Here is a 24,750-nt window from a genome sequence, read left to right as displayed (position 1 = left end):
GGTCGGCGCCGCCCGACGCTGTTCCGTCACCGGCCTCCCACGGTTCAGGACAGCGTCTCGCAGAGGTCCTCGTACTCGCCGTCGAGCGCGAGGACCTCACGTTTCGTGCGGTCGCCCTCGGTCGTGATCTTGATGGACATGTAGCCGTGCGCGATGAGCAGCTTGTTCGCGGGCTTGTCCCCCTTGTGCAGCACCCCGGCCCAGTCGGGGCCGCTGAGGATGTCGGTCTTCTTGTCGGGGTACGTGTGCGTGCCCGTGCCGGAGATGTCGCGCTCGACGGTCTCCCCGGTCCAGGTGTTCGTCACGCGTGCCACGAGCGGGCCGCTCTCGATCGCGAAGACGGGATCGCCCGCGTCGTTCTTCCACGTCCGCAACGTCAGGTCCGCGACGGGGAATTCGGTGTGCATGTCGAACGGGCACACGTCCCCCGCCGGGTTGTCCCGCGGCTTCATCTCCGGGTGGGTGACGAACGGCCCGTGCATCCCGCCACCCGCCTTCGGGCCCGTGCTCGCGTCGGCGTTCGCGGCCGGTGCCGCCGCCAGCAGCCAGGTGACGGCGGCACCCGCGGCGAACGCGGCGAGCGCCCGTGTTCTCCTCCGCGTCCTCATGGGCCTACGGTGCCGGGAGGGGGTGTGCCGCGGAAGACGATTCGGCCCTGCCCGACACGTCCGGCCCGGCCCAACACGGCACGGGACCGCACGGCACCGGAGCCCGATTCGGGGAGGACGAAGGGAATTGCGGATCCATTTCACGGTCGGCGACCTGGCCAGGACCCGGCTCGGCAGCCGTCCCAGCCCGCTCGCCATGGCCACGTTCAGCGCCTACCGGCTCTCCCAGCCGCCCGCCACGCGGCCCGAGCCCGCGATCGACCTGTGGCGCCGTACCGTACGGGCCGCGTGGCGGCAGCCCGCGCCGCCGATGTTCAGCGAACTGGCGGCCACCGACCCCACGCACCCGGTGCCCCGCTTCCTCCGCCCGTACGACGGACTGCCGTCGCTGAACGAGGAGTTGGCGCGGTTACGGGCCACCCCGCGCTCCGCGCTCCGCGCCGACCTCGCCTACGTGGCGCGGCACCGCGAGATGCCGGGCTGGGTGCGCGGCCTCGCGGACGGGGACGACGGCACGGCGAAGGGCCTGGCCGCCTCCGTCCGCGCCTACCACCGCGTGGCGCTCGCGCCGTACTGGCGCGGGATGGCGGGCGACCTCGACGCCGATCTCGCCGCCCGCACCAGGCAGTGGCGGGACGGCGGCGTCGAGCGCCTGCTCGACGGGCTCGGGCCCGCCTTCCACTGGCGCCCGCCCTTCCTGGAGATCGAGGGCGCCGAGGGGCCCGACTATCCGCTGCGGGGGCGCGGACTGCTGCTGACACCCGCCGCGTTCTCCGCGTATCTGCCCTGCGACCCGGACGACGAGCAGCCCACGCTCTTCTACCAGGTGCCGACCCGCCCCCTGAGGTCCGCGGCGCCCGCCGGTCCGGACGACGGCATGCTCGCCGCGCTGCTCGGGCACAGCCGCGCGGCCGTGCTGGAGACGATCGCGGCGTACGACGCGCTGTCCACCGGCGAACTCGCCCGCCGCGCCGGGCTCTCCTCCCCCTCCGCCAGCGAGCACGCGAAGGTCCTGCGCGGCGGCGGGCTCATCGCGACGGTCCGCTCCGGCAGGACCAGCCGTCACACGGTCACCGCGCTGGGCACCGAGCTCCTCCTCCGCGCCACGGCGCCCCCGGCACCCACCGAGCAGCCCAGCAGCGCCAGTGCGAGCCCCGCGACCAACGCCGGGGGTATGAGGGCCGGTTCGCCGGGCGCGCGGGTCGCGCCCATGTAGTCGAGCAGGGGCATGCCGTTGACGACGACGTACCAGAGGGGCAGATAGACGGCCTGGAAGAGCCGGTGCGTACGGCTCACCGTGCCCAGCGCGAGCGCCAGCGCGGGGATGAAGAGCGCGCCCGCCGCCCAGGACGCGATCCCGTGCCCCTCCCCGTCGCGCACGAGCGCCACCAGCGGGCCCAGTCCGAGCACGGCGGTCAGCGCCACCCCCGCCGCCCACTCGGCGCACACCCGCCGGGCGGGGCGGGGCACGGCGCCCAGCAGCGCCTCGACGCCGTGCTCACGCGCCTGGGTGCCGAGCCGGGACCAGAGCACCACGGGCCACACCCACGCCATGGGCAGCACGACTCGCGTGGCCCCGCTGCCGGTGGCGACCAGCGCGGTGAGCGAGATCAGCGCCGCGCCCGCCCACCACCAGGGGGACACGCCCCGGACCAGCACCCGCACCTCCCCCGCGACCAGTCGTGGCAGCGCGAACCCGCCGGTACGCGCCGGAGTCACCGGCAGCCCGACGGCGGACGCCGGGGCGGCCCACCCCACGCGGGCCGGCCCGCGCTCGCCCGCGCCGTCCCTCGTGCCGTCCCCCGCGCTCTCCTCCTCCTTCGCCTTCGCCTTCACCCTCGCCCTCGCCCTCGCCCTCGCCGGGTCGAACCGGGTGAACCAGAGCGCGGGCAGCAGCGCGCACGCCACCGCGCCCGCGATCAGCGCCGCGCGTCCCAGCAGGAAGGCGGCGTCCGGCGTGAACCCGCCCCAGTCGAAGGACGTCAGCGGCTTCTCGACGTACGTGAAGCCGAGACTGAACTCCCCGCCCTCCACGTCCCGTCCGCGCAGCGCCTCCCGCATCGACCCGGCCGCGACGTCCGTGCCCAGCGCGCCCTGGCCGCCGAGGACCAGCACCATCCAGACGAAGAACCACACGACGTTGCCGAGCCCGCCCCGCAGCCCCGGCAGCGCCTCCATCAGCAGCGCCGCGGCGCCCGTCGCCACGGCCAGCGGCAGCGCGATCACCACGAACGGCAGCAGCAGCTCCCCCGGCCGCACCGCGTACGACTCGCCGCGCAGCAGCTGCATCGCCAGCGCGGTGACCGCCAGCACGCCCAGCATCGAGGCGAGGACGAGCACGTTGCTGAGCAGCTTCCCCGCGAAGTACGCGAGGGCGCGCAGCGGGGTGGCCGCCAGCAGTCTGCCGACGCTGCCCGCCTCGTCGCGCGTGACCGGCCCCCGCACGACGTAGAACCCGCCGAGCGCCAGCCACAGCGACGCGGCGAGTGCCGTCGCGAAGCCGACGTACGCGCTCGTGTACCGGCCGCGGAACGGGCCGATCTGGAGGATCGCCCAGTGCGAGCCGGTGTCCGGCACGGCGAGATAACCCAGCCCGACGGCGGCGAGCAGCGTCACCAGATACGCGGGCCGCCGCACCCGGTCGCGGAAGTCGGCGAGGGCGACGCCCCAGGCCCCGCTCACAGCGCCACCCCCGTGTTCACGGCCCCGTTCGCCCCCGCGTTCGCCCCCGCGTTCACGACCGCCAGATAGGCGTCCTCCAGGTCGGGCACGGCCGGTGCGGCACCGGCCTGCGGGGAGCCGTGGGACAGCACCCGGACGCGCACGCCGTCAGCTGTGCGCACCATCCGGCTGACCAGGTGCCGCGACCGTACGGCCGTGAGCGCGTCCGGCGGGACCGTCAGCTCCCACACCATCCCGGCCGTCTCGCGCAGCAGCTCTTCGGGCGTGGCCCGGCGCAGCAGCCGTCCGCCCGCGACGACCGCGATGTCGCGGGCCACGGACTCGACGTCGGACACGATGTGCGTGGAGAGCATCACCACGCGGTCGGCGGCCAGGTCGCTCAACAGGTTCCGGAACCGCACCCGTTCCTCCGGGTCGAGCCCCGCCGTCGGCTCGTCCACGATCAGCACCTGGGGGTCGGTGAGGAGCGCCTGCGCGATGCCGACGCGGCGCAGCATCCCGCCGGAGTACGCACCGAGGGGGCGCTTGCCCGCCTCCGTCAGATTCACGAGGTGCAGCAGCTCCTCGATCCGCGCCCGCGCTGCTCCGGCCCGGAGTCCCTTCGCCGCGGCGAGGTACGAGAGGAACTCGCGCGCGGAGAGGTTGGGATAGACCCCGAAGTCCTGCGGCAGATAGCCGAGTCGGGCCCGCAGCGCCCCGGGGCGCGCGACCGCGTCCTCCCCGTGGAAGAGCACGCGCCCGGCGGAGGGCCGGGTCACTGTCGCCGCGATCCGCATGAGCGAGGACTTGCCCGCGCCGTTGGGCCCCAGCAGCCCCACCATCCCGGGCCCCATCCGCAGCGTCACGCCGTCCACGGCACGCTTCCCGCCCCGGTACGTCTTGGTGACGTCGACGAGCTCGAACACGCGCTTCCTCCCAGAGGCTCGGCCCCGCACGGGCACTTCCCGTACATCTCCGTACGTCTCCAAGCCTCCGCCCGCCAACCGGTCCTCCACATCTGCCGAACGGCAGATATCACCGGCCGACCGGCGGGGGGAGCGTCAGCCGGGAAGCAGGGCGCGGACTCGCCACCCCGCGCCGTGCGGCCCCCACTCCAGCGTTCCGCCCAGCGCCTCGACGCGCGCCGCGAGCCCGGCCAGCCCGGTGCCGCCGCCGACCCGCCGCCGGGCCTTGCCCCGCGCCCCGCCGGGAACCCCGCCGTCGTCCGTCACCGTCACCTCCACACCCTCCGCGACGCGTACGACGCGCACCCGTACCCGTACCCGTACGTCCCCCGCCCCCGCCCCCGCACCCGTCCCCGCCGCGTGCCGCCGTACGTTCGTGAGCGCCTCCGTCACCACCCGGTGCAGAGTGTCCTCGGCCGCGCGCGAGAGGGTGCCGTGGACGTCGTCGGCGAGGTCGAGCGTGGCGCCCGGCACATGTCCGACGGTCTCCGGAAGATCGGCCAGGCCCCTGATCCGTACGGGCGCCGCCTCGGTGCGCAGCGAACGCACCGTGTGGTCCATCGACTCCAGCGCCCGCGTCCCCGCCGCCTCGATCCGTTCCAGCGCCTCGCGGTCGTCCTCCTCGCCGCCCCCGAAGCGCGCCGCCTGCGCCTCCAGCACGATGCCCGTCAGCTCGTGCGCGACGAAGTCGTGCAGGTCGGCGGCGACATCGAGCCGCTGGGCGCGCAGCGCGTCGGTGACGGCACGGGCGCGGCGGTTGTCGAGCGTACGGAGCCAGAGCCCGGCGCCCACCGCACAGCCCGCAGGGAAGAGGGCCAGGGCGCAGGTGAGGGCCACCGCCTGGCCCTCGGCTCCGGGGTGCGCGAACAGGAACCGCACCGGCAGCGCGACCACCGCGCCCACGGAGAGCGCCCCCACGACCGCCGCCTGCCGCTCCCCCGCACACCGCGTCACCCGCCCCACCAGCACCAGCAGTGCCGGGAATTCCACGAGCGCCCACAGCACCACGAACCCCTTCGGCCCGTGGTACGCCGCGTCGGCGGCGAGGGAGAGCAGCGCGACACCGCCGACGAGCAGAGCGGCCCCTCCGGCGCCCGGCAGCAGCGCGGCGAACGCCGCGCCCGCCGCCGGGACGGCGACGACCAGGGCCACGGGCAGCCCCACCAGCGAGGGCAGCAGCACGGCGACGGCCACGAGCCCGGCGAGAACCAGCCGTCCACGGTCCGGCGTCACGGGGTGCGGCCCCGTCGTGGGGTGCGGCCCCGTCGCAGGGTGCAGCCCCGTCACAGGGTGCGGCCCAGTCGCGGGGTGCGTCACGGGGTGCCCTCCGCGTAGCCCCGCTCCCACCCGTGGACGGCGACGCCCACCCGGTTGCGGACGCCCAGCTTCCGCTGGATCGCGGCGACATGGGTCTTGACCGTGCCCGGCGAGATGAAGAGGGCGCGGGCGATGTCCGCGTTGGTGAGCCCCTGCGCGACGTGTCCGGCGATCTCCTTCTCGCGCGCGGTGAGCTCCTCGTGGGGCTCGGGACCCCGCCTGGCGGAGGGCGGGCCTCCGGTGACGTGCTTCAGGAGGCGGACCGTGACCGAGGGGCTGATCAGGCTGTCCCCGGCGACGGCGGCCCGTACCGCCTCCGCCAGCAGCGCCGGGCCCGACCGCTTCAGCAGGAAGCCGGAGGCACCGTGCTGGAGCGCCGGGTAGACGTACTCGTCCAGGTCGAAGGTGGTGACGACCACGACCCGTACGCCCTCCGGGCCCCCGCAGAGCCGCCGGGTGACCTCGATGCCGTCGAGGCGCGGCATACGGACGTCCACGAGCGCGACGTCAGGACGCAGCTCCCGCGCCCGTTCCAGCGCCTCCGCGCCGTCCGCGGCCTCCCCGACGACCTCGATGTCGTCCTGGCCGGAGAGGATGCGGCGGATGCCGCGCCGGACCATCTCCTGGTCGTCGGCGACGAGGACGCGTATCGGCCGGTTCACGCCGGGTCCCCCTTCGGCGGCCAGTGGTCGAGCGGGAGCGGGCCCCGGCTCAGCGTCGTCCGGATGGCGAAGACGCTGCGCGCGTCGCGTACGGGATGGATGCCGAGGATGTCGTCGAGCAGCACCTTCTCGTACGCCGCGAGGTCCGGCACGGCCAGCTCCAGCAGGAAGTCCGCGGACTCCCCGGAGACGACATGGCAGGCCACGACGGCGGGCAGCGAGGTCAGCGCGTCCTCGATCTGCCGGGAGACGGCGCGCGAGTGCTGGTCGACCTTGAGCGAGACGAAGACGGTCAGCCCGAGGCCGAGCTTGGCCCGGTCGACGTCCGCGCGGTACCCCGCGATGAGCCCGTCGGCCTCCAGCGCCTTGGTGCGGCGCAGACAGGCGGAGGGGGAGAGCCGGACGGCCTCGGCCAGCTCGACGTTGGGGATGCGTCCGGACCGCTGGAGGTGGGCGAGGATCTCGCGGTCCACACGGTCGTAGGTGGGTCTGGAGGGCGGCTTCGGCATGCTGTGCAGCGTAATCCGGGATCTGCGGCACAGAGTTGCGCGGATACGGGCCGGAGGGCGCCAACAAGCCACCGCGTGCGGCACCTTCCGCGCCATTCTGCCGCCATGACGCCTACGCCACGAGACGACACCCTCTCTGCGGCCCGCGACGACTCCCGTCGGACAGTCCGCAGCGGCTCCCGCCCGACAGCCCGCGACGACACCCTCTCCACCACCCGTGCCGCCTCCCTCTACATAGGTGCGCTGCTCGGCCCGGGGCTGCTCCTGCTGCCCGGCCTGGCGGCCCGCGCTGCGGGTCCCGCCTCGATCCTCGCGTGGGCCGGACTGCTGGCGCTGTCGGCGCTGCTGGCCGCGGTCTTCAGCGGCCTCGGTACGCGCGTCGGTTCGGGCAGCGGCGTCGCCGGATACGCGGCGGCCGGGCTCGGAGCGCGCGCCGGACGCGCCACGGCCTGGTCCTTCCTCGCGGGCGCGGTCGCGGGCGCCCCGGTCGTCTGCTGGATCGGCGGCACGTACGTCGCGGAACTGACCGGTACCGGCCGCACCGGCACCTTCGTCGCCTCCGCGGCACTGCTGGCGGTGGTCCTCGCGATGCGCCTGGCGGGCGCCCGTACGGGCACAGGCGTACAACTCGCCCTGGTGTGCGGCCTGACGGTCCTGGTCGTCGTCGCGGTGGCGGGCTCGGCGGGCTCGGTACGGGCCGCGCACTGGACGCCGTTCGCGCCGTCCGGCTGGCAGGGCGTGGCCCGCGCGGCGTCGCTGCTGATGCTCTCCTTCGTCGGCTGGGAGGCGGTCGCGCCCCTCACCGTCCGGCTGCGCGACCCCCGCCGCACCCTGCCGCGCGTCATGCTCCTCGCCTTCACGGTGACGGCCGCCCTCTATCTCGGCCTCGCCGCCGCCACGGTGGGCGCCCTGGGGTCCGGGGCAGGCGGCCCCGTCCCCCTCGCCGACCTCCTCGCGCTCGCCCTCGGCAGCGCGGGCCCGGCGGTCGCGGCGGCCATGGCCGTGGCCCTCACCCTCGCCGCCACCAACGCCTACCTCACGGGCGCCGCGGCCCTGGCCTCCAGCCTTTCCCGCCGCCCCACCGAAACCACTGAACCCACTGGACACAGCAGGCACGGCGGGCACGGCGGAACGCGGGCGATGACGGTGGCGATCGGGGTCGCGGGGGCCGTCCTGCTCTCGCTCGCGGGAGCGGGCGCGGTGACGCCCGAGAGCCTGGTCACGGTGCCGACGGCGCTGTTCCTCCTCGTCTACCTGACGTGCACGGCGGCCGGGGTCCGCGTGCTGTCCGGCGGCCACCGGGCCGCCGCCGCGCTCTCCTGCGCCCTGGTGGCGCTCCTCCTGCTCACCTGCGGCTGGGCCGCACTGCTCGCGGTCGTGGTGGCGGTCGCGACGGCGATGGCGACGGGCCGGAGCCCGGATGAGTAGCCGTACTCATCCGCGCCGCGACCCCGGCTGGGACGCTGCGTCCATGGATGACGGAAGGACGTTCGCGCTCTCCGTCGGCGTGCCGCTGTGGGCGGTGACGGTGGCGTCGTTCGGCTTTCTGGCCTGGGTGTTCGTCAGGGCGCTCGGCACCCTGGTCGTGATGGCCGTCGCGGGGATGTTCGGCGTCTCCCTCGAACGCCTGGAGGGACGAGAGGGACGACAGGGACGACAGGGGCGGCTCCGCTTCGGCACCCCCTTGCTCGCGGTGGCGGCGCTGGCCGTGAGCGGCGCCGCGTGCGGTCTCGCGTACTGCTTCCCGGCCATGCGCGCGCTGCCGGGAAGCCACCAGTTCGCGGTGCTCGGGGCGCTCGCGTGCGGCGCCCCGCTCGTGGCAGCGGTCAGAACAGCCACCCGGTGACTACGCGGCCCGCCGCCCCGAGAGCGCCAGCGCCCGTACGAAGTCCGAGGCCCCCTCGGGCACCGGGCACGGGTCGGCGAAGCCGTCGTACTGGCGGTAGATCTCCGCGTGCCGCTCGACGACGCCCAGGACGAACGCGCCCAGCCGGTCGGAGACCTGGACCTCCTGGCCCGTCGTGGTGGCGACGTCCCAGCCGTGGACGGCCATCTCCTTGACGACCATGCCCGCGATGTCCGCCGCCGGTACGGACATGTGCCCGAGGTCGATCTCGCCCTGCCAGGCGTCCGGCTTCTCCCACGCGGCGACCGCGCGGTCGAGCTGGCGGGCGTAGGAGGCGGCCCAGCCGGGCTCGGACGGGAAGTCGCGGGCGGTCAGCTCCGCGGGCAACTCCTCGCGCCGGGCGCGCCGTTCGAGGCCGTGCGCGGTGTAGAGGATCCAGTGCTGGAGGAGGGCCCGGAGGTCCCAGTCGGCGCAGGGGCTCGGCGCTTCCAGGGGCGCACCCTCGGCGCCGCGCGCGAGCCGGGCGGCCTCGACGGCGGCCTCGCGCATGCAGATCAGGCCGTTTTCGTACATCTGTTCGCTCATGACGACTACGCTACGGGCGCCGCCCGCAGCCCCTCTTGAAGAAACACGACAGAGGGTGTCCGCATTACCGGGTACGGTGTACTCAATTCTTCTGGCCCGCTGCCCCCTGGCCTCCCCGGCCCCGATCCCGAGCGAGGAATTCCCGATGCACGCCGACGCCCACCACGTCATCGAGGTCCGAGGCGCCCGCGAGAACAATCTCGCGGGCGTCGACCTGGACATCCCCAAGCGCCGCCTCACCGTCTTCACCGGGGTCTCCGGATCGGGCAAGTCCTCGCTCGTGTTCGGCACCATCGCCGCCGAGTCCCAGCGGCTGATCAACGAGACGTACACCGCGTTCATCCAGTCGTTCCTGCCGAGCCTGGGCCGCCCCGACACCGACGCGCTGCGCAATCTGAGCGCGGCCATCGTCGTCGACCAGGAGCGCATGGGCGCCAACTCCCGCTCCACGGTGGGCACCGCCACCGACGCGTACACGATGCTGCGGATCGTCTTCAGCCGCCTGGGCACCCCGCACATCGGCACCTCGACCGCCTTCAGCTTCAACAGCGCCGAGGGCATGTGCCCGGAGTGCGAGGGCCTCGGGCAGGTCTCCACGGTCGACATCGGCCAGATCCTCGACCGCGACCTCTCCCTCAACGAGGGCGCGATCACCGCGCCGGGCTTCGCCGTCGGCAACTGGTACTGGCAGGTGATGATCTCCAGCGGGCTCTACGACCCGGACAAGAAGCTGCGCGACTTCACCGAGCAGGAGTGGGAGGACCTGCTCCACCGCCCCACCGGCAAGATCAAGCTCGACCCCGGAGCGGGCGGGGCGGGGGTCACGAACGTCACGTACGAGGGCGTCGTCACCCGCATCCAGCGCACGATGCTCGCCAAGGACCGCGACTCGATGCAGTCCCACATCCGGGCCTTCGCCGACCGTGCCGTGGTCTTCGCCCCGTGCCCCGCCTGCGACGGCACCCGGCTCGGCCCCGCCGCGCTCTCCTCCACCATCGACGGGACGAACATCGCGCAGTGCTCGTCGATGCAGATCAGCGACCTCGCGGAGTTCGTGAGGACCCTCGACGACCCCGCGGTCGCGCCGCTGCTGGCCACGCTGCGCCAGACCCTGGACTCGCTGGTCGAGATCGGCCTCGGCTACCTCAGCCTCGACCGCACCTCCTCCTCCCTCTCCGGCGGCGAGGCCCAGCGCGTGAAGATGGTCCGCCACCTGGGGTCGAGCCTGACGGACGTCACGTACGTCTTCGACGAGCCGACCGTCGGGCTGCACCCGCACGACATCCGGCGGATGAACGACCTGCTGCTACGGCTGCGCGACAAGGGCAACACCGTCCTCGTCGTCGAGCACAAGCCCGAGGTCATCGCGATCGCCGACCACGTCGTGGATCTCGGCCCCGGCGCGGGCACGGACGGCGGCCGGGTCTGCTACGCGGGCGACGTCCCCGGCCTGCGCGCCTCCGGCACCCTCACGGGCCGCCACCTGGGCCACCGCGCCGAGCTGCGCGACACGGTCCGTACGCCGAAGGGCGAACTGGCGATCGAGGGCGCCTCGCTGCACAACCTCAAGGACGTCAGCGTGACCCTGCCGACCGGCGTGCTGACCGTCGTCACGGGCGTCGCCGGATCGGGCAAGAGTTCGCTGATCCACGGCTACCTCGCGGGCAGGGACGGGGTGCTCGTCGCCGACCAGTCCCCGATCCGCGGCTCCCGGCGCAGCAACCCGGCCACCTACACGGGCCTGCTCAGCCATGTGCGTACGGCCTTCGCCAAGGAGAACGGGGTCAAGGCGGCGCTCTTCTCCGCGAATTCGGCGGGCGCCTGCCCGAAGTGCAACGGGATCGGGCTCGTCTACACCGACCTGGCCATGATGGCCGGGGTCGCCACGGTCTGCGAGCAGTGCGAGGGCAAGCGGTACACGCCCGAGGTCCTCACGTACACGCTGCGCGGCAAGAACATCAGCGAGGTGCTGGCCATGTCGGTCGCCGAGGCCCGCGAGTTCTTCCCGTCGGGGCGCGCCTCCGGCGGCCAGGCCCGCGCCGTCCTCGACCGGCTCGCCGACACCGGCCTCGGCTACCTCCGCCTCGGCCAGCCGCTCAACACCCTCTCCGGCGGCGAGCGGCAGCGCGTCAAGCTGGCCATCCACATGGCGGAGAAGGCGACGACGTACGTCCTGGACGAGCCGACGACGGGCCTGCACATGGCCGACGTCGACCAGCTCCTGGCCCTCCTGGACCGGCTGGTCGACGACGGCAACACGGTCGTCGTCATCGAGCACCACCAGGCCGTGATGGCCCACGCCGACTGGATCGTCGACCTGGGCCCGGGCGGCGGCCACGACGGCGGCGAGGTCGTCTTCACCGGCACCCCGGCCGACCTCGTCGCCCACGCGGACACCCTGACGGCGACGCACCTGCGCGAGTACGTCGGCGGCTGAACCGGGCTCAAGAACGGCTATCGGGGGAGCAGTTCGGGATCGAGGTCCCCGTCGAGGAGCTGCCGCGCGACGTCGGCCAGCCGGACCCGGTTGGCGCGGGCGTACGTCCGCAGCACCGCGAACGCCTCGTCCAGGCTGGTCTGCCGGCGCTCCGACAGCACGCCCTTGGCCTGCTCGATGGCGATACGGCTGGTGAGCGCGGCCTGCAACTGCGCCCGCTCCAGGTTGCTCTGGGCGAGCGTGCGCTGCTGGAGGATGGCGATGGTCGCCACGTCCGCGAGGGCCTGCGCCACCCGCGCGTCGGCGGGGGTGAGCGTCCCCGCCCGGGTGTGGAAGAGGTTCATCGCGCCGATGGAGCGCTCACGCAGGCGCATCGGCAGCGCGTGGGTGGTCACATACCCGGCCTGCCGCGCCCGCCGCGCGAACGGGACGAAGCCGGCGGTCTCCCGGCTCGACGTCAGATCGACGTCGAGCCGGGCGACGCCGCCCCGGTAGCTCTCCACGCACGGGCCCTGGTCGTGCTGGAGCGCGAACAGCTCCAGCAGGCGGGTGTGTTCGTCGGAGGCGGCGATGGGCTGGAGCTGTCCGTGCTCGTCGGCGATCACCACGCCGACCGCTGCCACGTCGAGCAGTTCGACACACCTCACCGACACCCGGTGCAGGAAGTCGATCAGATCGAAATCCTCGGTCAGCGTGTCGATGGCCTCGACGACGATCTCCAGAACCCGTTCCTCGCGGGCCATGTCCTTCATCCCCTCACCTCGACGGCGGGGCCTGTCCCCTGGCCGTCGTCTCGAAACCGCAGCCGACGGGCGACGACGTCCTCCGCCACCTCGACCACCGTCCTGCCGTACCGGTACGCGTGCGCACGCAGCAGCAGCAGCGCCTGTGCCACAGGAACCCCCGCCTGGACACTGACCATTCCGCTCGCCTGGTGCACCACGACCCGGTGCAGCCCGGAACCGTCCTCACCCTCCGGGTTCCCGGCCCGCGCGTCCCCATCCAGCACCACCCCCGTCAAGGCGGCGCCGAGCACGAGCGCGTCGTCCATCTCGGCCGGGGACAGCGCCCCGGTCCGCCCCCTGTGCAGCGTAAGCACCCCCACGCCCGCCGCACCCACCCGTAGCGGAAAACAGAAGACCGCGCCCACAGCGAGCGCGGTCAGCTCCGGAAGCAGCATCGGCCACCTGGAACGGGGCACTCTGCCGAGGTCGTGCTCAAGGACCAGCGAGAGACTCTGGAGCGCCTCGACGCCCGGCCCCTCACCAAGGGTGAACTGAAGGTCGTCCAGCCGCGCGCTCACCCCCGGGGTGCTCCACACCAGCTCGCTCTGCCGGTCACCGGCGGCCAGGGAGACCGCGACGCCGTCCACGCCCAGCACGCGCGCGTACTCCCGGGGGTCGCCGCCGACGAACTGCTCCGGCGCGGAATCCCTGAGGGTGTGCAGCAACGCAGCCATCCGAGCACTGGCTACCATCGCTGTCCTTCCTGGGTCCGGGCCCGGGGCCCATGTTCCGGGCAGCCTAACGCCGGGGCCACGGACCCCGCGCGCCCAGCGCGTCCGTCCCGCCTCCGCCCGGCATTGGGTCCTTAACGGCATGCGCCCCTCCCTGTCCAGGCCTTCCCGGAACTCACACCCGAAAGGGTGATTTCACTCCCGGGTTGACGCGATGAATCGTCTCTTCGAACCATGGGCCGTACGGCGGCGACTAATCTGCCGGGTCCCGGCCCTGGACCCCGGCCGCGCATCCACCGGCACGCGCCGGGACCGCCGCCAGGGATGAAGGGCCGCTCATGGTTACCACCCTGCACCACCCCACCACGGAGCACAGTGGTTTCTGGCTCGTCCAGGCATCGGGCGAGCTCGACATCGGCACTCTCCCGGACCTGGAGCGGGAGCTGTTCCAGGCGCTCAGCATCTCCCCGCCGCCCTCGACGCCGCTCCTCGTGCTGGACCTGCTGCCCGTCACGTTCCTGGACTGCGCGGCCGTGCGGCTCCTCCACCGGACCCGGGCCGCGGTCCTGGGCCGGGGCGGCTGGTTCAGCCTCGTCCACGCCGAGCGGCCCACAGGCCTGCTGCTGCGCAGGCTCCGTCTCCAGCACCTCTTCCCCGCGTACGAGTCCGTCGGGGACGCCGTACGCGCGGCCTCCGTCCCCTCGTGCGGCAGCCCGCCGTGCGGTGGCGGAACCGGGGGATCCGCCCCAACAATGACGTATGAGCGGAATACCGGGTAACGACCCTCTCGCGCCCTTCGCCCGACTCGCGAAGAGCGCCTGGCAGACGGTGCTCGCCGGCGGCGTGCTGGCGCTGGTCCTCGGCGTGCTGGTGCTGGTGTGGCCAGGCGTGTCACTGCTCGCCGTGGGTGTCCTCTTCGGCATCTATCTGCTGGTCAGCGGCATCGCCCAACTCGTCGCCGCCTTCGGCACGCACACCTCGACGGAACTGCGCGTGATGGCCTTCATCAGCGGCGCGCTCTCGGTCCTGCTGGGCCTCTTCTGCTTCCGCGGCGCGTTCCAGTCGATCCTGCTGCTCGCCCTGTGGATCGGCATCGGCTGGCTCTTCCGCGGCATCACCCAGACCGTGGCCGCCGCCTCCGACCCCGGGATGCCCGCGCGCGGCTGGCAGATCTTCCTCGGCGTCGTCAGCGCGCTGGCGGGGATCGTCCTCCTCGTCTCCCCGTTCGAGTCCGTCGCCGTCCTCACCGTCGTCGGCGGCTGCTGGCTGCTCGCGCTGGGCGTCGTCGAGATCGCCACGGCGATCCGGGTCAGGCACCGGCTCCACGAGCACGGCCACGGCGGTCACGACCACGGCGGTCACAACCCCGGCCACCACCGGCCGCCGGACGCCCCGAGCACTCCGAGCGCCCCGAGCGCCCCCGGATCCCCGGCGGACACCACGTCCCCGGCTCCGTGAACACAACGACCACAACAACCAATACTTTCCTTACCGCGCACGTGCAGACACCGCTCCGGCACCAGGGCACGATGTGGGCCACCTCACCCCCGTCCCCCTGGAAAGGCGGTGCCGAGCGTGCGCCCCCGCGCCCTTCTTCCCCCGCTCACCGCCCTCGCGGCGACGCTGCTGGTGCCCCCGCTCCTCACCACCGGCAGCGGCGCCGAGACCGGGACGAACATCCCCGGTCTGCGCATCATGGTCCCCAACACCCCCGGTGGGGGCTATGACATCACGGCCCGTACGGCGGCCAAGAACGCCGAGGACGCCGGGCTCAACCACAACATCGAGGTCTTCAACCTCCCCGGCGCGGGCGGCACCGTAGGCCTCAGCCGCCTCGTGGGCGAGCGCGGCAACGGCAAGCTCGCGATGTCCATGGGCCTCGGCGTCGTCGGCGCCGTCCACACCAACAAGGCGCCCTCCACGCTCGCCGACGCCACCCCCGTCGCGCGGCTCGTCGAGGAGCCGAACATCGTGGTCGTCGCCAAGAACTCGAAGTACAAGACGTTCGGGCAGCTCCTCGCCGACTGGAAGAAGAACCCCCGCTCCCTCCCCGTGGGCGGCGGCTCCTCGGCGGGCGGGCCCGACCATCTCGCGCCCATGCTGATGGCCCGCGAGGCCGGGATCACGCCCAAGTCCGTGAACTACGTGCCCTTCGACGGCGGCGGCGAGCTCCTCGCCTCCGTCCTCGGCGGCAAGGTCAAGTTCGGCGTCTCCGGCATCGGCGAGTACCGCGACCAGATCAAGTCCGGCGAACTCCGCCTCCTCGCCGTCACCGGGCCCGAGCGCGTCAAGGGCTTCAAGGCGCCCACCCTCCAGGAGGCGGGCCTGGACGTGGAGTTCACCAACTGGCGGGGCATCATGGCGCCGCCCGGACTCTCCGAGGCCCAGCGCGACAAGCTCGTCCACTTCGTCTCCGAGCTGCGTCGCTCGAAGGAGTGGAAGAAGTCGCTCCGTACGAACGGCTGGGACGACGCCTATCTCCCCGGCGAGAAGTACGGCCGCTTCCTCAAGGCCCAGGACAGACGCGTCGACACCGTGCTGAAGGAGCTGGGCCAATGAGCGAGGCACGGACCATCCCGCCCTTCCTGCGCGGACGCTCCGAACTCGGCGTCTGCGTCCTGCTCCTGGCCGTCGGCGTCCTCGTGCTCACCGACGCGCTCACCATGGACACGGTCGCCTCGGTACGCGGCCCCGTCGGCCCCCGTACCGTCCCCCTCGTCGTCGGCGGCGCGCTGCTCGTCGTCGCCGTCCTGCTCGCCGTGGACGTGCTGCGCGGCGGGCGCGGCGAGGCCGAGGGCGGCGAGGACGTGGACCTGACCGAGCCGGGTGACTGGCGTACGGTCACGCTGCTGGTCGGCGTCTTCCTCGCGTTCGCCGCGCTGATCGAGCCGCTCGGCTTCCCGCTCGCCGGGGCGCTGCTCTTCTGGGGCTCGGCCTTCGCGCTCGGCTCCCGACAGCACACCCTCACCCGCGACCCGCTGATCGCCGCGGTCCTCTCCCTTCTGACGTACGTCGTCTTCAACACCCTCCTCGGGGTCCCCCTCCCCGGCGGCCCGCTGATGGAGGTGATCTGAGCATGGACTCCCTGAACAACCTCCTCGACGGCTTCGGCACGGCGCTGACCCCGCTCAATCTGCTGTGGGCCGCGCTCGGCGTGCTGCTCGGCACCGCCATCGGCGTCCTGCCCGGCATCGGCCCCGCGATGGCCGTGGCGCTGCTGCTCCCGGTCACGTACGGGCTCGATCCGACGGCCGCGTTCATCATGTTCGCGGGGATCTACTACGGCGGGATGTTCGGCGGCTCGACGACCTCGATCCTGCTCAACACCCCGGGCGAGAGCGCCGCCGTGATCGCCGCGATCGAGGGCAATCCGATGGCCAAGGCCGGACGGGGCTCGCAGGCCCTCGCCGCCGCCGCCATCGGCCACTTCGCGGGCGGCATCATCGGCACGGTCCTGCTCGTCGCCCTCGCCCCCACGGTCGCGGAGCTGGCCGTGGACATCGGAGCGCCGGACTACTTCGCGATCATGGTGCTGGCCTTCGTCGCCGTCACCTCGGTCCTCGGCTCGTCCCGCGTCCGCGGCTTCGCCTCGCTCCTCATCGGCCTCACCCTCGGCCTCGTCGGGCTCGACCAGATGACGGGGCAGCAGCGGCTGACGTTCGGCAGCCTGCAGCTCTCGGACGGCATCGACGTCGTGATCGTCGCCGTCGGCCTCTTCGCGATCGGCGAGGCGCTGTGGGTGGCCGCGCATCTGCGCCGGGAGCAGGACAGGGCGATCCCCGTCGGCCGCCCCTGGCTGGGCCGCGACGAGCTGCGCCGCACCTGGAAGCCGTGGCTGCGCGGGCCCGCGATCGGCTTCCCGTTCGGCGCGATCCCGGCGGGCGGCGCGGAGATCCCCACGTTCCTCTCGTACATCACGGAGAAGCGGCTCTCGCGCCACAAGAAGGAGTTCGGCAAGGGCGCGATCGAGGGCGTGGCAGGGCCCGAGTCGGCGGCCTCGGCCTCCGCCGCCGGGACGCTGGTCTCGATGCTCACGCTCGGCCTCCCGACCACGGCCGTCGCGGCGGTCATGCTCGCCGCCTTCCAGCAGTACGGCATCCAGCCGGGCCCCCTGCTCTTCGAGCGCGAGCCGGAGCTGGTGTGGGGCCTGATCGCCTCCCTCTTCGTGGGCATGGTGATGCTGCTGGTGCTGAACCTTCCCCTGGCCCCGGTCTGGGCGAAGCTGCTGCGCATCCCGCGCCCGTACCTCTACGCGGGGATCCTCTTCTTCGCCGCGGTCGGCGCGTACGCGGTGGGCGGCGAGGCGATCGACCTGGTCATCCTGCTGATCATCGGCCTCATCGGCCTGATGATGCGGCGGTACGGGCTGCCCGTGCTGCCCGCGATCATCGGCGTGATCCTCGGCCCGGCCGCCGAGCAGCAGCTCCGCCGGGCCCTCCAGATCAGCGACGGCAGCGTCACGGGACTCGTCAACACCCCGTTCTCGATCACGGTCTACGCGGTGATCGCGCTGCTTCTCCTCTGGCCCTGGCTCAAGAAGGGACTCAAGAGCACGGTCACGCGCGGGAGTTCGCGCGAGACCTGACCTCTCGGTCCCTCCCGGACCCCGTGCCCCGTCGCGAGCCCCCCGCGCGACGGGGCACGGTCGCGTTTTCGCAGGTCAGAGGCTTCGTAAATGATTTGGTAAAGTAACTATTAACGCCTTCTTGACGATCCCTTGACCTTGCCGGAGGAGCTATCCACTTGCTGACGCCTGCCCGCGCGCCCATATCCGTCCTGCGAGGCGGGTGATCATGGGGCACGCAGACACCCTGCTCGCCATGGGCGGCGCCTTCGTCGCCGCCGCCGTCCTCGCCCGGCTCGGCAGCCGCATCGGCCTGCCGACGATCCCCCTGTTCATCCTGGCCGGGATCCTCCTCGGCCCGAACACGCCCGGCTTCGTCCTGCTCCACGACCCGCACGACCTGGAGATGCTCTCCGCGCTCGGGCTCGTGCTGCTGCTCTTCTACCTCGGCCTTGAGTTCCACATGGACGACCTCAAGACCGGCGGCCGGAAGATGGCGACAGCGGGCGGCCTCTACCTCGCGCTGAACGTCGGCGCGGGCCTGGCCTTCGGCTTCGCCCTCGGCTGGGGCACCTCCGAGGCCCTGGTCCTCGCGGGCGTCCTCGGGATCTCGTCCTCGGCGATCGTCACCAAGACGCTCGTCGACCTGAACCGGATCGGGAACCCGGAGACCAAGCCCATCCTCGGCATCATCGTCGTCGAGGACATCTTCCTGGCGCTCTACCTCGCCGCGCTCCAGCCCGTGCTGGCGGGCGCCGAGGACATCGGCAGCGCCGTCTTCCAGATCGGCAAGGCGTTCGGCTTCCTGCTGGCGCTGGCCCTGATCGCCCGTTTCGGTACGAAGATCATCGGCAGGCTCTTCGCCACCAAGGACAACGAGCTGCTGGTCATCTCCTTCCTCGGCGCGGCCGTGCTGGTCGCGGGCATCGCGGAGGAGTTCGGCGTCGCGGACGCGATCGGCGCCTTCATGGTCGGCCTGATGCTGGGCAACACCTCGTCCGGCGAGCGCATCCGCGAGCTGGTCCACCCGCTGCGGGACGCCTTCGGTGCGATCTTCTTCTTCGCCTTCGGCCTCTCGATCGACCCCGGCGACCTGCCGACGGTCATCGTCCCCGTCCTCATCGCGGTCGCCGTCACGATCGCCATGAACATCCTGGCGGGCCTCTGCGCCGCGAAGATCTACTCCTTCGGCCCCGACCAGGCGGCCAACGTGGCGACCACGCTGCTGGCCCGCGGCGAGTTCGCGCTCATCCTCGCGACGATGGCCGCGGTCGCGGGACTCGACGCCCGCCTCTCCCCGTTCATCGCGAGCTACGTCCTGATCCTCGCCGTCGTCGCCCCCCTGGTGGCAGGCCGCAGCCACTGGCTGGCCCGCTTCCTCCCGGGCGAGACGAGTGCCCCGTCAGGGGCGCGGGGAACTGCGCGGGAAACCACGGAACAGCCGGAGTCCGCGACGCAGCGCTAGGGGCAGCCCCTCCCCGGCCCCCACCGCCGGGACGGCGGAACGGCGGAACGGCGGCAAGTCAGCGACGCGCGTGCTTGCCGCCGCCGCCACGGCGGGGCGGAACCTCACCGGCCGGAGAAGGAGCGGCGGCCTCCGCAGGGGCACCCTTCTTCCGGGCCCGCAGGAACTCGATCACGATCGGCAGGACGGAGAGCAGGACGATGCCGACGAGCATCGCCTCGATGTTCTCGTGCACGAAGTCGATCTGGCCCAGCGCGGCGCCCAGCAGCGTGACGCCCGCGCCCCAGAGCGTGCCGCCGATGATGTTGAAGAGCACGAACGAGCGGTAGCGCATCCCGGAGACACCGGCGATGATCGGCGTGAACGTCCGCACGATCGGCACGAAGCGCGCCAGGACCAGCGCCTTCGGGCCGTACTTCTCGAAGAACTCGTGGGCCTTCTCCACGTTCTCCTGCTTGAACAGGCGTGAGTCGGGCCGCTTGAAGAGCGAGGGCCCGACCTTCTTGCCGAAGAGATAGCCGACCTGGTCGCCCAGGATCGCCGCGGCGACGATCATCACGCACATCAGCCACAGCGGGAGGTGCAGATACTGGTCGGTGACGATCAGCAGGCCCGTCGTGAACAGCAGCGAGTCGCCCGGCAGGAAGAAGCCGATGAGCAGGCCCGACTCCGCGAAGACGATCGCCAGGATCCCGACCACGCCGAACGTCTGGATCAGGTAATCAGGATCCAGCCAGCTTGGTCCGAGTGCGAGTTGGGTCACGGAGGGCTCCTGATCAGGGGCACGGGAGAGCGGAGTCGGAGGTTACACGCTACCAACGCGGCCCCCGACCTCACCGTTCCCCACCGGCCAACCACGGGCCGTAAGCAGTCATCGGCACCCGTGGCAATCCGTAAATCAGGCGTTCCGCGCGCCCCCCGTGGCCCGCTACGTTCCCGCCGAACGGCACAGCACTGCGGCACCGTCCCTCGTACGGAAGGACCAGGTCTGTGAACGTCACGCTCCGCAAGAGACCCCGGCGCGCGAAGGCGCTGGCCGCGCTCGCGGCCACCGCGCTCGCCGCGCCCCTCCTCCTCTCGGCCGCCAACGGCGGCCCCGCCTCCGCGGCCGGCGGCGACCCCGGCAAGGAGGGCGACAAGCTGGCCAGGAAGCTCGTCCAGCGCACCGACGCCAAGGGCGCCATGAAGCACCTGAAGGCGCTCCAGGCCATCTCCGACGCCAGCGGCGGCGACCGTGCCGCCGGGTTCAAGGGCCACGAGCGCTCGGCGAAGTACGCGGGCGCCCTGCTGAAGGCGGCCGGGTACAAGGTCACGTACCAGAACTTCGAGTTCACGTTCCGCGAGACCCTGGCCGAGAAGCTCAACGTCCTCACCCCCGAACAGCGTGACGTGCCCATCACGCTGATGACGTACACGAAGTCGACACCCGTCGGGGGTATCGAGGCGCCCGTGGCGGAGGTGCCCGTGGACGCCGACGGCACGACCGGCTGCGAGGCGGGCGACTACGCGTCCGGCGCCTTCACCGGCAAGATCGCGCTGATCCAGCGGGGCGGCTGCACGTTCGCGCAGAAGCAGGCCACGGCCGCCGACGCGGGGGCGGTCGGCGCGGTGATCTACAACAACGTCGACGGCCCGCTCAACGGCACCATCGGCGACCCGGCCGCGGCCCGCATCCCCACCGGCGGGGTCAGCAAGGCGGACGGCGACGCGCTCTCGGCGCTCGTCGCCAAGGGCGGCGTCACCGTCAACCTGGAGGTGCGCGAGCGCCAGGAGCAGCGCACCACGCCGAACGTCCTCGCGGAGACCCGGGGCGGCGACCCGGACAATGTCGTCATGCTCGGCGCCCACCTCGACTCCGTCTCCGAGGGGCCGGGGATCAACGACAACGGCTCCGGCTCGGCCGGAATCCTGGAGACGGCGCTCCAGCTCGCCAAGGCCGACCACAAGGGCAAGCACGCCAACAAGGTGCGCTTCGCGCTGTGGAGCGCCGAGGAGCTGGGCCTGGTCGGCTCCGAGCACTACGTCGCGCAACTGCCGCCCGCCGAACGAGAGAAGATCGCCCTCTATCTCAACTTCGACATGATCGCGAGCCCGAACTTCGGCCTGTTCGCGTACGACGGCGACGACTCGGACGGCACCGGCTCGGGCCCGGGCCCCGAGGGCTCGGCCCAACTGGAGAAGGACATCGTCGACTTCCTCGGCAAGCGCGGTCTGGAGACCCGCGGCACGGACTTCGACGGCCGCTCCGACTACGGCGCGTTCATCGCCAACGGCATCCCCGCGGGCGGCACCTTCACCGGCGCCGAGGGGATCAAGACGGAGGAGCAGCGCAAGCTCTGGGGCGGCACGGCGGGCACCGCGTACGACTCCTGCTACCACCAGGCGTGCGACACCCTGAAGAACATCAGCACCAAGGCGCTCGACGCCAACGTCAAGGTGATCGCGAACGCCGTCGGCCACTACGCGTGGGACACCAGCGGCGTCAACGGGGCCGCGCGGAGCTCCGGGAAGGCGAAGTCGGCCTCCGGCAAGGACAGTTCCGCCGCGTACCGGGGCGGCCTGCTCGTCAGGTGAGCGAGCGCTCAGTGAGTTCTCACTGAGTCCTCGCTGAAGGCCCGGGGAGTTGTGCACAGCCTGTGCACAACTCCCCACCCTTGCGACCCCCTTCGAGCGAATCCCGCGCCGCCTGCCCTTCTTCGCTCCGAAAAGCCGGGATTGCACCAGTGACACAAGGCTGCGCCCGGTACCGCAAGCCCGGTAGGCTTTCCGTGTGATCTTCAAGCGAATCGGAAACGGGCGGCCGTACCCCGACCACGGCCGGGAGAGCACCCGCCAGTGGGCGGATGTTGCCCCACGCCCGGTGCGCCTTGACCAGCTCGTCACCACCAAGGGCCAGCTCGACCTGGAAACCCTCCTCGCGGAGGACTCGACCTTCTACGGCGACCTCTTCGCGCACGTCGTGAAGTGGCAGGGTGACCTCTATCTGGAGGACGGCCTGCACCGCGCCGTCCGGGCGGCACTCCAGCAGCGCCAGGTGCTCCACGCCCGCGTCCTGGAGCTGGACTGACGCCCGTACCCCCCTGCCGGGGTTGGCCCGATCGGGTTGGCGCTGCGACCATTCGCTGATCGTTCAATAGGCAGTGTGCACTCTGCGCATTACGCTGCGCACATGAGCATGCTCACTCCCCCCGGCATGGGCGGAAAGTACCGCATCAAGGGTGACCGTTACCCGCGTATGCGCAGGTCGCGGGGGCGGGGAAAGGTCATCGCGTCGTCCGTCGCCGCGGTCGTGGCCCTCGCCGTGATCGGGTGGGGGACGCTCCAGCTCATCGACATCTTCTCCGGCGGCGACAAGGCCGCGAGCGCCTCCGACGGGAGCGCCCGTACGACGGACTGCGCGAGCGCGTCCGCCTCGGCGTCCCGCGCCGCGAAGCAGGCGGAACCGCTCCCCTCGCCCGGCTCCGTCAAGGTCAACGTGCTCAACGCGACGTCCCGCGCGGGCCTGGCCAAGACCACGGCCGACGCGCTCAAGAAGCGCGGCTTCAAGATCGGCAAGGTGGGGAACGCGCCGAAGGCCCTCGACAAGAAGGTCAAGAAGACCGGCGTCCTCATCGGCGCCCCCGGCACGGACACCGCGGCCGGCCTCAAGGTGCTCGGCACCCAGCTCGACGGCGCCGACATCCGGCACGACAAGGCGCGCAAGGGCGGGGACGTCGACCTGGTGATCGGCGAGAAGTTCAAGAAGCTGGTCAAGGAGGGCGCGGCCACCAAGACCCTGGCCAAGCTCAGCAAGCCCTCCCCGAGCCCCAGCGCGACTCGCTGCTAGAGCTGCCGGTGGGTCACCCGGCGGTCCCGTACATCCGGTCCCCCGCGTCGCCGAGGCCCGGGACGATGAAGCCCTGCTCGTTGAGCCGCTCGTCGACCGAGGCCGTCACGACGGTGACCGGCGTGCCCGCCAGCTCCCGCTCCATGACCTCGACGCCCTCGGGCGCCGCGAGCAGGCAGAGCGCCGTCACGTCGTCGGCGCCGCGCTCGATCAGCTCGCGGATCGCGGCGACCAGCGTGCCGCCCGTCGCGAGCATCGGGTCCAGCACGTAGACCTGGCGGCCCGACAGGTCGTCGGGCATCCGGTTCGCGTACGTCGACGCCTGGAGCGTCTCCTCGTCACGGATCATGCCGAGGAAGCCGACCTCCGCCGTGGGGAGCAGCCGCACCATCCCCTCCAGCATGCCGAGTCCGGCCCGGATGATCGGCACGACCAGGGGGCGCGGGCGCGAGAGCTGCACGCCGGTGGTCTCGGTCACCGGCGTCCGGATCCCGACCTCCTCCACGCGCACGTCCCGCGTCGCCTCGTAGGCGAGGAGGGTCACCAGCTCGTCGGCGAGGCGCCGGAAGGTGGGGGAGTCGGTGCGCGCGTCGCGCAGGGTGGTCAGTTTGTGCGCCACCAGCGGGTGGTCGACGACGTGGGTCCGCATGGTCCGACAGTATCGGAGGGGTGGCGCGCGGGACCCGAGCGGGACCCGCGCGCGTGCTCGGCGGTCCGCACTGGCGTACGCCCGCGGGGAGAGGGAAAGTAGGCAGGTACGCCGGAGGTGTGCATATGCCAGAACCGCAAGAGCCCACGGACTCCCGGGAGTCGGTCCAGGCGGCCCGACGCCGGGCCGCCGACGCCGAGCGGCTCCGCCGCAGGGCGCGTTTTCTCCGAGAGCTGAACGAGGCTCGGGAGCTGCGCGAACGCGTCCAGCCGCGCCGCACCCGCGTCGCCCGCATGCGGCAGCAGGCGCTGCGCATGCGCTCGTTCCGCTGGTGAACCCGGAGCGGCACTCCGGGGATTCCGCCGAAGTGGTCCAATCCTCAACCAGCTCACGCGCAGCGAGGTATCTCTGAGTCGCGAGGGATGACGGTGCGTCGCCGCGGCGCCGGATCTGCACAAACACCGGCACGACGCACTGTCGAAGACCCTTCGCGCGGCGCGGGTTTCTGCCACGATTCCGATGGGGCGGGGGCACGGTCCTCGTCAGCACTCGGGCACATCTTGAATCAGTGGGAGAGTCACGGTGTATTTCGCCGCACTGCTCGCGCGCACCGAAGACGGGTGGGAAGCGAGCGACACGGAGCTGGATGATGTGGAGACCCTGGCCGACCTGGCCGAACTGGCCCGGGAGGCCGCGACCGACGACGAGACAGTGCTGGTCTGCATCGAGCAGGAGGGCGCCTGGTTCGGCGTCGTCCGCGTGGACGGCGAGGACGATCCCCGTGTCTTCGTCTCCGACGCGGCGGCGGCCATGCGCAGCTCGTACGGCGAGATACTGCTCTCCGACGAGCTGCTGGGCCGCGAACCGGAGGACCCGGCAGCACTCGACCAGCTCGTCGACCTCGACGGGACGGAAGAGGGAGAGCCGGAACCCGGACCGGACGACGAGGAAGAAGGGGGCGAGGCGGGAGATTCGGAGGCGGCCCCTCTCGGCCCCCTCGGCGACGCGAGCCTCCTGACCGACCTCGGCCTGGAGGAGAAATCCCTCCTCTCCCTCACATCGGAGGACGCCCTGAGCGAGATCGCCGACGCGCTGGGCTGCACGGACGTACTGGAGGCGGTGCGCTGACGGACCGCCGCCGAAGCGGCACGCGGCGGGAGGGGACGCCCCTTCCCGCCGCGACGGGCCTCCGGGCGACAC

The 24,750-nt window shown here is 72.4% G+C and carries 25 protein-coding genes; 14 read left to right on the top strand and 11 right to left on the bottom strand.

The window, feature by feature from the left end:
* Positions 1-44: 44 nt before the first annotated feature.
* From ACGF3A_RS11290 to ACGF3A_RS11265, 6 genes are all read right to left on the bottom strand, one after another.
* Positions 45-608, bottom strand: coding sequence for a hypothetical protein (locus ACGF3A_RS11290; protein ID WP_393728227.1), 564 nt, complete (start codon positions 606-608; stop codon positions 45-47).
* A 1,062-nt stretch (positions 609-1,670) separates the two neighbouring features.
* Positions 1,671-3,290 (bottom strand): hypothetical protein, encoded by a 1,620-nt coding sequence (locus tag ACGF3A_RS11285; RefSeq protein ID WP_393728225.1) that lies wholly within the window; start codon positions 3,288-3,290, stop codon positions 1,671-1,673.
* Positions 3,287-4,195 carry an ABC transporter ATP-binding protein gene (locus ACGF3A_RS11280; protein WP_393728223.1) on the bottom strand — a complete coding sequence of 303 codons (909 nt, stop codon included), beginning with the start codon at positions 4,193-4,195 and terminating at the stop codon, positions 3,287-3,289. Before ACGF3A_RS11280 ends, ACGF3A_RS11285 begins: the two co-directional genes overlap by 4 nt.
* Before the next feature lie 135 nt (positions 4,196-4,330).
* On the bottom strand, positions 4,331-5,467 hold the full coding sequence (locus tag ACGF3A_RS11275; protein WP_393728221.1) for a sensor histidine kinase: 1,137 nt from the start codon (positions 5,465-5,467) through the stop codon (positions 4,331-4,333).
* An 80-nt stretch (positions 5,468-5,547) separates the two neighbouring features.
* Positions 5,548-6,213 carry a response regulator gene (locus ACGF3A_RS11270; protein ID WP_393728219.1) on the bottom strand — a complete coding sequence of 222 codons (666 nt, stop codon included), beginning with the start codon at positions 6,211-6,213 and terminating at the stop codon, positions 5,548-5,550.
* On the bottom strand, positions 6,210-6,722 hold the full coding sequence (locus tag ACGF3A_RS11265; RefSeq protein ID WP_393728217.1) for an Lrp/AsnC family transcriptional regulator: 513 nt from the start codon (positions 6,720-6,722) through the stop codon (positions 6,210-6,212). The genes ACGF3A_RS11270 and ACGF3A_RS11265 overlap by 4 nt, the downstream gene beginning before the upstream one ends.
* A gap of 105 nt (positions 6,723-6,827) precedes the next feature.
* Here ACGF3A_RS11265 and ACGF3A_RS11260 point away from each other — a divergent pair, with 105 nt between their 5' ends.
* Positions 6,828-8,150, top strand: a complete 1,323-nt coding sequence (locus ACGF3A_RS11260; protein WP_393728216.1) for an amino acid permease — start codon at positions 6,828-6,830, stop codon at positions 8,148-8,150.
* A 43-nt stretch (positions 8,151-8,193) separates the two neighbouring features.
* A complete protein-coding gene (locus tag ACGF3A_RS11255) occupies positions 8,194-8,568 on the top strand; it encodes a hypothetical protein (protein ID WP_393728214.1) in 375 nt (124 codons plus the stop codon).
* Here ACGF3A_RS11255 and ACGF3A_RS11250 read toward each other — a convergent pair whose 3' ends face one another.
* Positions 8,569-9,153: a TIGR03086 family metal-binding protein gene (locus tag ACGF3A_RS11250; protein WP_393728212.1), complete on the bottom strand. Its 585-nt coding sequence runs from the start codon at positions 9,151-9,153 to the stop codon at positions 8,569-8,571.
* A gap of 145 nt (positions 9,154-9,298) precedes the next feature.
* On the opposite strand from ACGF3A_RS11250, the gene ACGF3A_RS11245 reads away from it, so the two are divergent.
* A complete protein-coding gene (locus ACGF3A_RS11245) occupies positions 9,299-11,590 on the top strand; it encodes an ATP-binding cassette domain-containing protein (RefSeq protein ID WP_393728210.1) in 2,292 nt (763 codons plus the stop codon).
* Between the two features lie 17 nt (positions 11,591-11,607).
* On the opposite strand, the gene ACGF3A_RS11240 is transcribed toward ACGF3A_RS11245, so the two are convergent.
* Both ACGF3A_RS11240 and ACGF3A_RS11235 read right to left on the bottom strand, forming a co-directional pair.
* Positions 11,608-12,342, bottom strand: coding sequence for an ANTAR domain-containing protein (locus ACGF3A_RS11240; RefSeq protein ID WP_393728208.1), 735 nt, complete (start codon positions 12,340-12,342; stop codon positions 11,608-11,610).
* Entirely contained in the window at positions 12,339-13,049 is a 711-nt protein-coding gene (locus ACGF3A_RS11235) for an ANTAR domain-containing protein (RefSeq protein ID WP_393728206.1), read from the bottom strand. Before ACGF3A_RS11235 ends, ACGF3A_RS11240 begins: the two co-directional genes overlap by 4 nt.
* A gap of 335 nt (positions 13,050-13,384) precedes the next feature.
* Between ACGF3A_RS11235 and ACGF3A_RS11230 the strand changes: the two genes are divergently transcribed.
* The 6 genes from ACGF3A_RS11230 to ACGF3A_RS11205 all read left to right on the top strand — a co-directional run bounded on the left by ACGF3A_RS11230 (position 13,385) and on the right by ACGF3A_RS11205 (position 19,075).
* Positions 13,385-13,825, top strand: coding sequence for an STAS domain-containing protein (locus ACGF3A_RS11230; protein ID WP_393728205.1), 441 nt, complete (start codon positions 13,385-13,387; stop codon positions 13,823-13,825).
* Complete coding sequence (locus ACGF3A_RS11225; protein WP_393728203.1) at positions 13,806-14,504, top strand: HdeD family acid-resistance protein; 699 nt, start codon at positions 13,806-13,808, stop codon at positions 14,502-14,504. The genes ACGF3A_RS11230 and ACGF3A_RS11225 overlap by 20 nt, the downstream gene beginning before the upstream one ends.
* Positions 14,505-14,621: 117 nt before the next feature.
* A complete protein-coding gene (locus ACGF3A_RS11220) occupies positions 14,622-15,605 on the top strand; it encodes a Bug family tripartite tricarboxylate transporter substrate binding protein (protein ID WP_393729092.1) in 984 nt (327 codons plus the stop codon).
* Positions 15,602-16,120, top strand: coding sequence for a tripartite tricarboxylate transporter TctB family protein (locus tag ACGF3A_RS11215; protein ID WP_393728201.1), 519 nt, complete (start codon positions 15,602-15,604; stop codon positions 16,118-16,120). Before ACGF3A_RS11220 ends, ACGF3A_RS11215 begins: the two co-directional genes overlap by 4 nt.
* A 2-nt stretch (positions 16,121-16,122) precedes the next feature.
* On the top strand, positions 16,123-17,631 hold the full coding sequence (locus tag ACGF3A_RS11210) for a tripartite tricarboxylate transporter permease (RefSeq protein WP_393728200.1): 1,509 nt from the start codon (positions 16,123-16,125) through the stop codon (positions 17,629-17,631).
* 235 nt (positions 17,632-17,866) lie between these two features.
* Entirely contained in the window at positions 17,867-19,075 is a 1,209-nt protein-coding gene (locus ACGF3A_RS11205; RefSeq protein ID WP_393729090.1) for a cation:proton antiporter, read from the top strand.
* A gap of 58 nt (positions 19,076-19,133) precedes the next feature.
* On the opposite strand, the gene ACGF3A_RS11200 is transcribed toward ACGF3A_RS11205, so the two are convergent.
* Entirely contained in the window at positions 19,134-19,838 is a 705-nt protein-coding gene (locus ACGF3A_RS11200) for a DedA family protein (RefSeq protein ID WP_393728198.1), read from the bottom strand.
* Between the two features lie 227 nt (positions 19,839-20,065).
* Here ACGF3A_RS11200 and ACGF3A_RS11195 point away from each other — a divergent pair, with 227 nt between their 5' ends.
* The 3 genes from ACGF3A_RS11195 to ACGF3A_RS11185 all read left to right on the top strand — a co-directional run bounded on the left by ACGF3A_RS11195 (position 20,066) and on the right by ACGF3A_RS11185 (position 22,901).
* The gene (locus ACGF3A_RS11195; RefSeq protein WP_393728196.1) at positions 20,066-21,649 is read left to right on the top strand and encodes a M28 family metallopeptidase; all 1,584 of its coding nucleotides are present in this window, start codon (positions 20,066-20,068) and stop codon (positions 21,647-21,649) included.
* A gap of 196 nt (positions 21,650-21,845) precedes the next feature.
* A complete protein-coding gene (locus tag ACGF3A_RS11190; RefSeq protein ID WP_003999914.1) occupies positions 21,846-22,142 on the top strand; it encodes a type II toxin-antitoxin system VapB family antitoxin in 297 nt (98 codons plus the stop codon).
* A 102-nt stretch (positions 22,143-22,244) separates the two neighbouring features.
* Positions 22,245-22,901, top strand: coding sequence for a LytR C-terminal domain-containing protein (locus tag ACGF3A_RS11185; RefSeq protein WP_393728194.1), 657 nt, complete (start codon positions 22,245-22,247; stop codon positions 22,899-22,901).
* Between the two features lie 13 nt (positions 22,902-22,914).
* On the opposite strand, the gene upp is transcribed toward ACGF3A_RS11185, so the two are convergent.
* Positions 22,915-23,550, bottom strand: a complete 636-nt coding sequence (gene upp, locus ACGF3A_RS11180) for a uracil phosphoribosyltransferase (protein WP_344523968.1) — start codon at positions 23,548-23,550, stop codon at positions 22,915-22,917.
* 125 nt (positions 23,551-23,675) lie between these two features.
* Between upp and ACGF3A_RS11175 the strand changes: the two genes are divergently transcribed.
* Together ACGF3A_RS11175 and ACGF3A_RS11170 are read left to right on the top strand one after the other, a co-directional pair.
* The gene (locus tag ACGF3A_RS11175) at positions 23,676-23,885 is read left to right on the top strand and encodes a hypothetical protein (RefSeq protein ID WP_393728192.1); all 210 of its coding nucleotides are present in this window, start codon (positions 23,676-23,678) and stop codon (positions 23,883-23,885) included.
* Positions 23,886-24,132: 247 nt separating this feature from the next.
* Complete coding sequence (locus tag ACGF3A_RS11170; protein WP_393728190.1) at positions 24,133-24,678, top strand: hypothetical protein; 546 nt, start codon at positions 24,133-24,135, stop codon at positions 24,676-24,678.
* The last annotated feature ends 72 nt before the right edge of the window (positions 24,679-24,750 follow it).

Source organism: Streptomyces sp. NPDC048172 (genome assembly GCF_043202595.1).
Taxonomy (GTDB): domain Bacteria; phylum Actinomycetota; class Actinomycetes; order Streptomycetales; family Streptomycetaceae; genus Streptomyces.
Note: the sequence above shows the minus strand (reverse complement) of the source record. Positions and strands in the feature narration are given on the sequence as shown.

Bases quoted from the DNA above. Each gene is read 5' to 3' on its own strand.
- ACGF3A_RS11205 (WP_393729090.1), top strand. From the start codon at position 17,867: ATGGGCGGCGCCTTCGTCGCCGCCGCCGTCCTCGCCCGGCTCGGCAGC.
- ACGF3A_RS11240 (WP_393728208.1), bottom strand. From the start codon at position 12,342: ATGAAGGACATGGCCCGCGAGGAACGGGTTCTGGAGATCGTCGTCGAG.
- ACGF3A_RS11185 (WP_393728194.1), top strand. From the start codon at position 22,245: ATGAGCATGCTCACTCCCCCCGGCATGGGCGGAAAGTACCGCATCAAG.
- ACGF3A_RS11255 (WP_393728214.1), top strand. From the start codon at position 8,194: ATGGATGACGGAAGGACGTTCGCGCTCTCCGTCGGCGTGCCGCTGTGG.
- ACGF3A_RS11215 (WP_393728201.1), top strand. From the start codon at position 15,602: ATGAGCGAGGCACGGACCATCCCGCCCTTCCTGCGCGGACGCTCCGAA.
- ACGF3A_RS11245 (WP_393728210.1), top strand. From the start codon at position 9,299: ATGCACGCCGACGCCCACCACGTCATCGAGGTCCGAGGCGCCCGCGAG.
- ACGF3A_RS11225 (WP_393728203.1), top strand. From the start codon at position 13,806: ATGAGCGGAATACCGGGTAACGACCCTCTCGCGCCCTTCGCCCGACTC.
- ACGF3A_RS11260 (WP_393728216.1), top strand. From the start codon at position 6,828: ATGACGCCTACGCCACGAGACGACACCCTCTCTGCGGCCCGCGACGAC.
- ACGF3A_RS11290 (WP_393728227.1), bottom strand. From the start codon at position 608: ATGAGGACGCGGAGGAGAACACGGGCGCTCGCCGCGTTCGCCGCGGGT.
- ACGF3A_RS11230 (WP_393728205.1), top strand. From the start codon at position 13,385: ATGGTTACCACCCTGCACCACCCCACCACGGAGCACAGTGGTTTCTGG.
- upp (WP_344523968.1), bottom strand. From the start codon at position 23,550: ATGCGGACCCACGTCGTCGACCACCCGCTGGTGGCGCACAAACTGACC.
- ACGF3A_RS11265 (WP_393728217.1), bottom strand. From the start codon at position 6,722: ATGCCGAAGCCGCCCTCCAGACCCACCTACGACCGTGTGGACCGCGAG.
- ACGF3A_RS11210 (WP_393728200.1), top strand. From the start codon at position 16,123: ATGGACTCCCTGAACAACCTCCTCGACGGCTTCGGCACGGCGCTGACC.
- ACGF3A_RS11235 (WP_393728206.1), bottom strand. From the start codon at position 13,049: ATGGCTGCGTTGCTGCACACCCTCAGGGATTCCGCGCCGGAGCAGTTC.
- ACGF3A_RS11250 (WP_393728212.1), bottom strand. From the start codon at position 9,153: ATGAGCGAACAGATGTACGAAAACGGCCTGATCTGCATGCGCGAGGCC.
- ACGF3A_RS11175 (WP_393728192.1), top strand. From the start codon at position 23,676: ATGCCAGAACCGCAAGAGCCCACGGACTCCCGGGAGTCGGTCCAGGCG.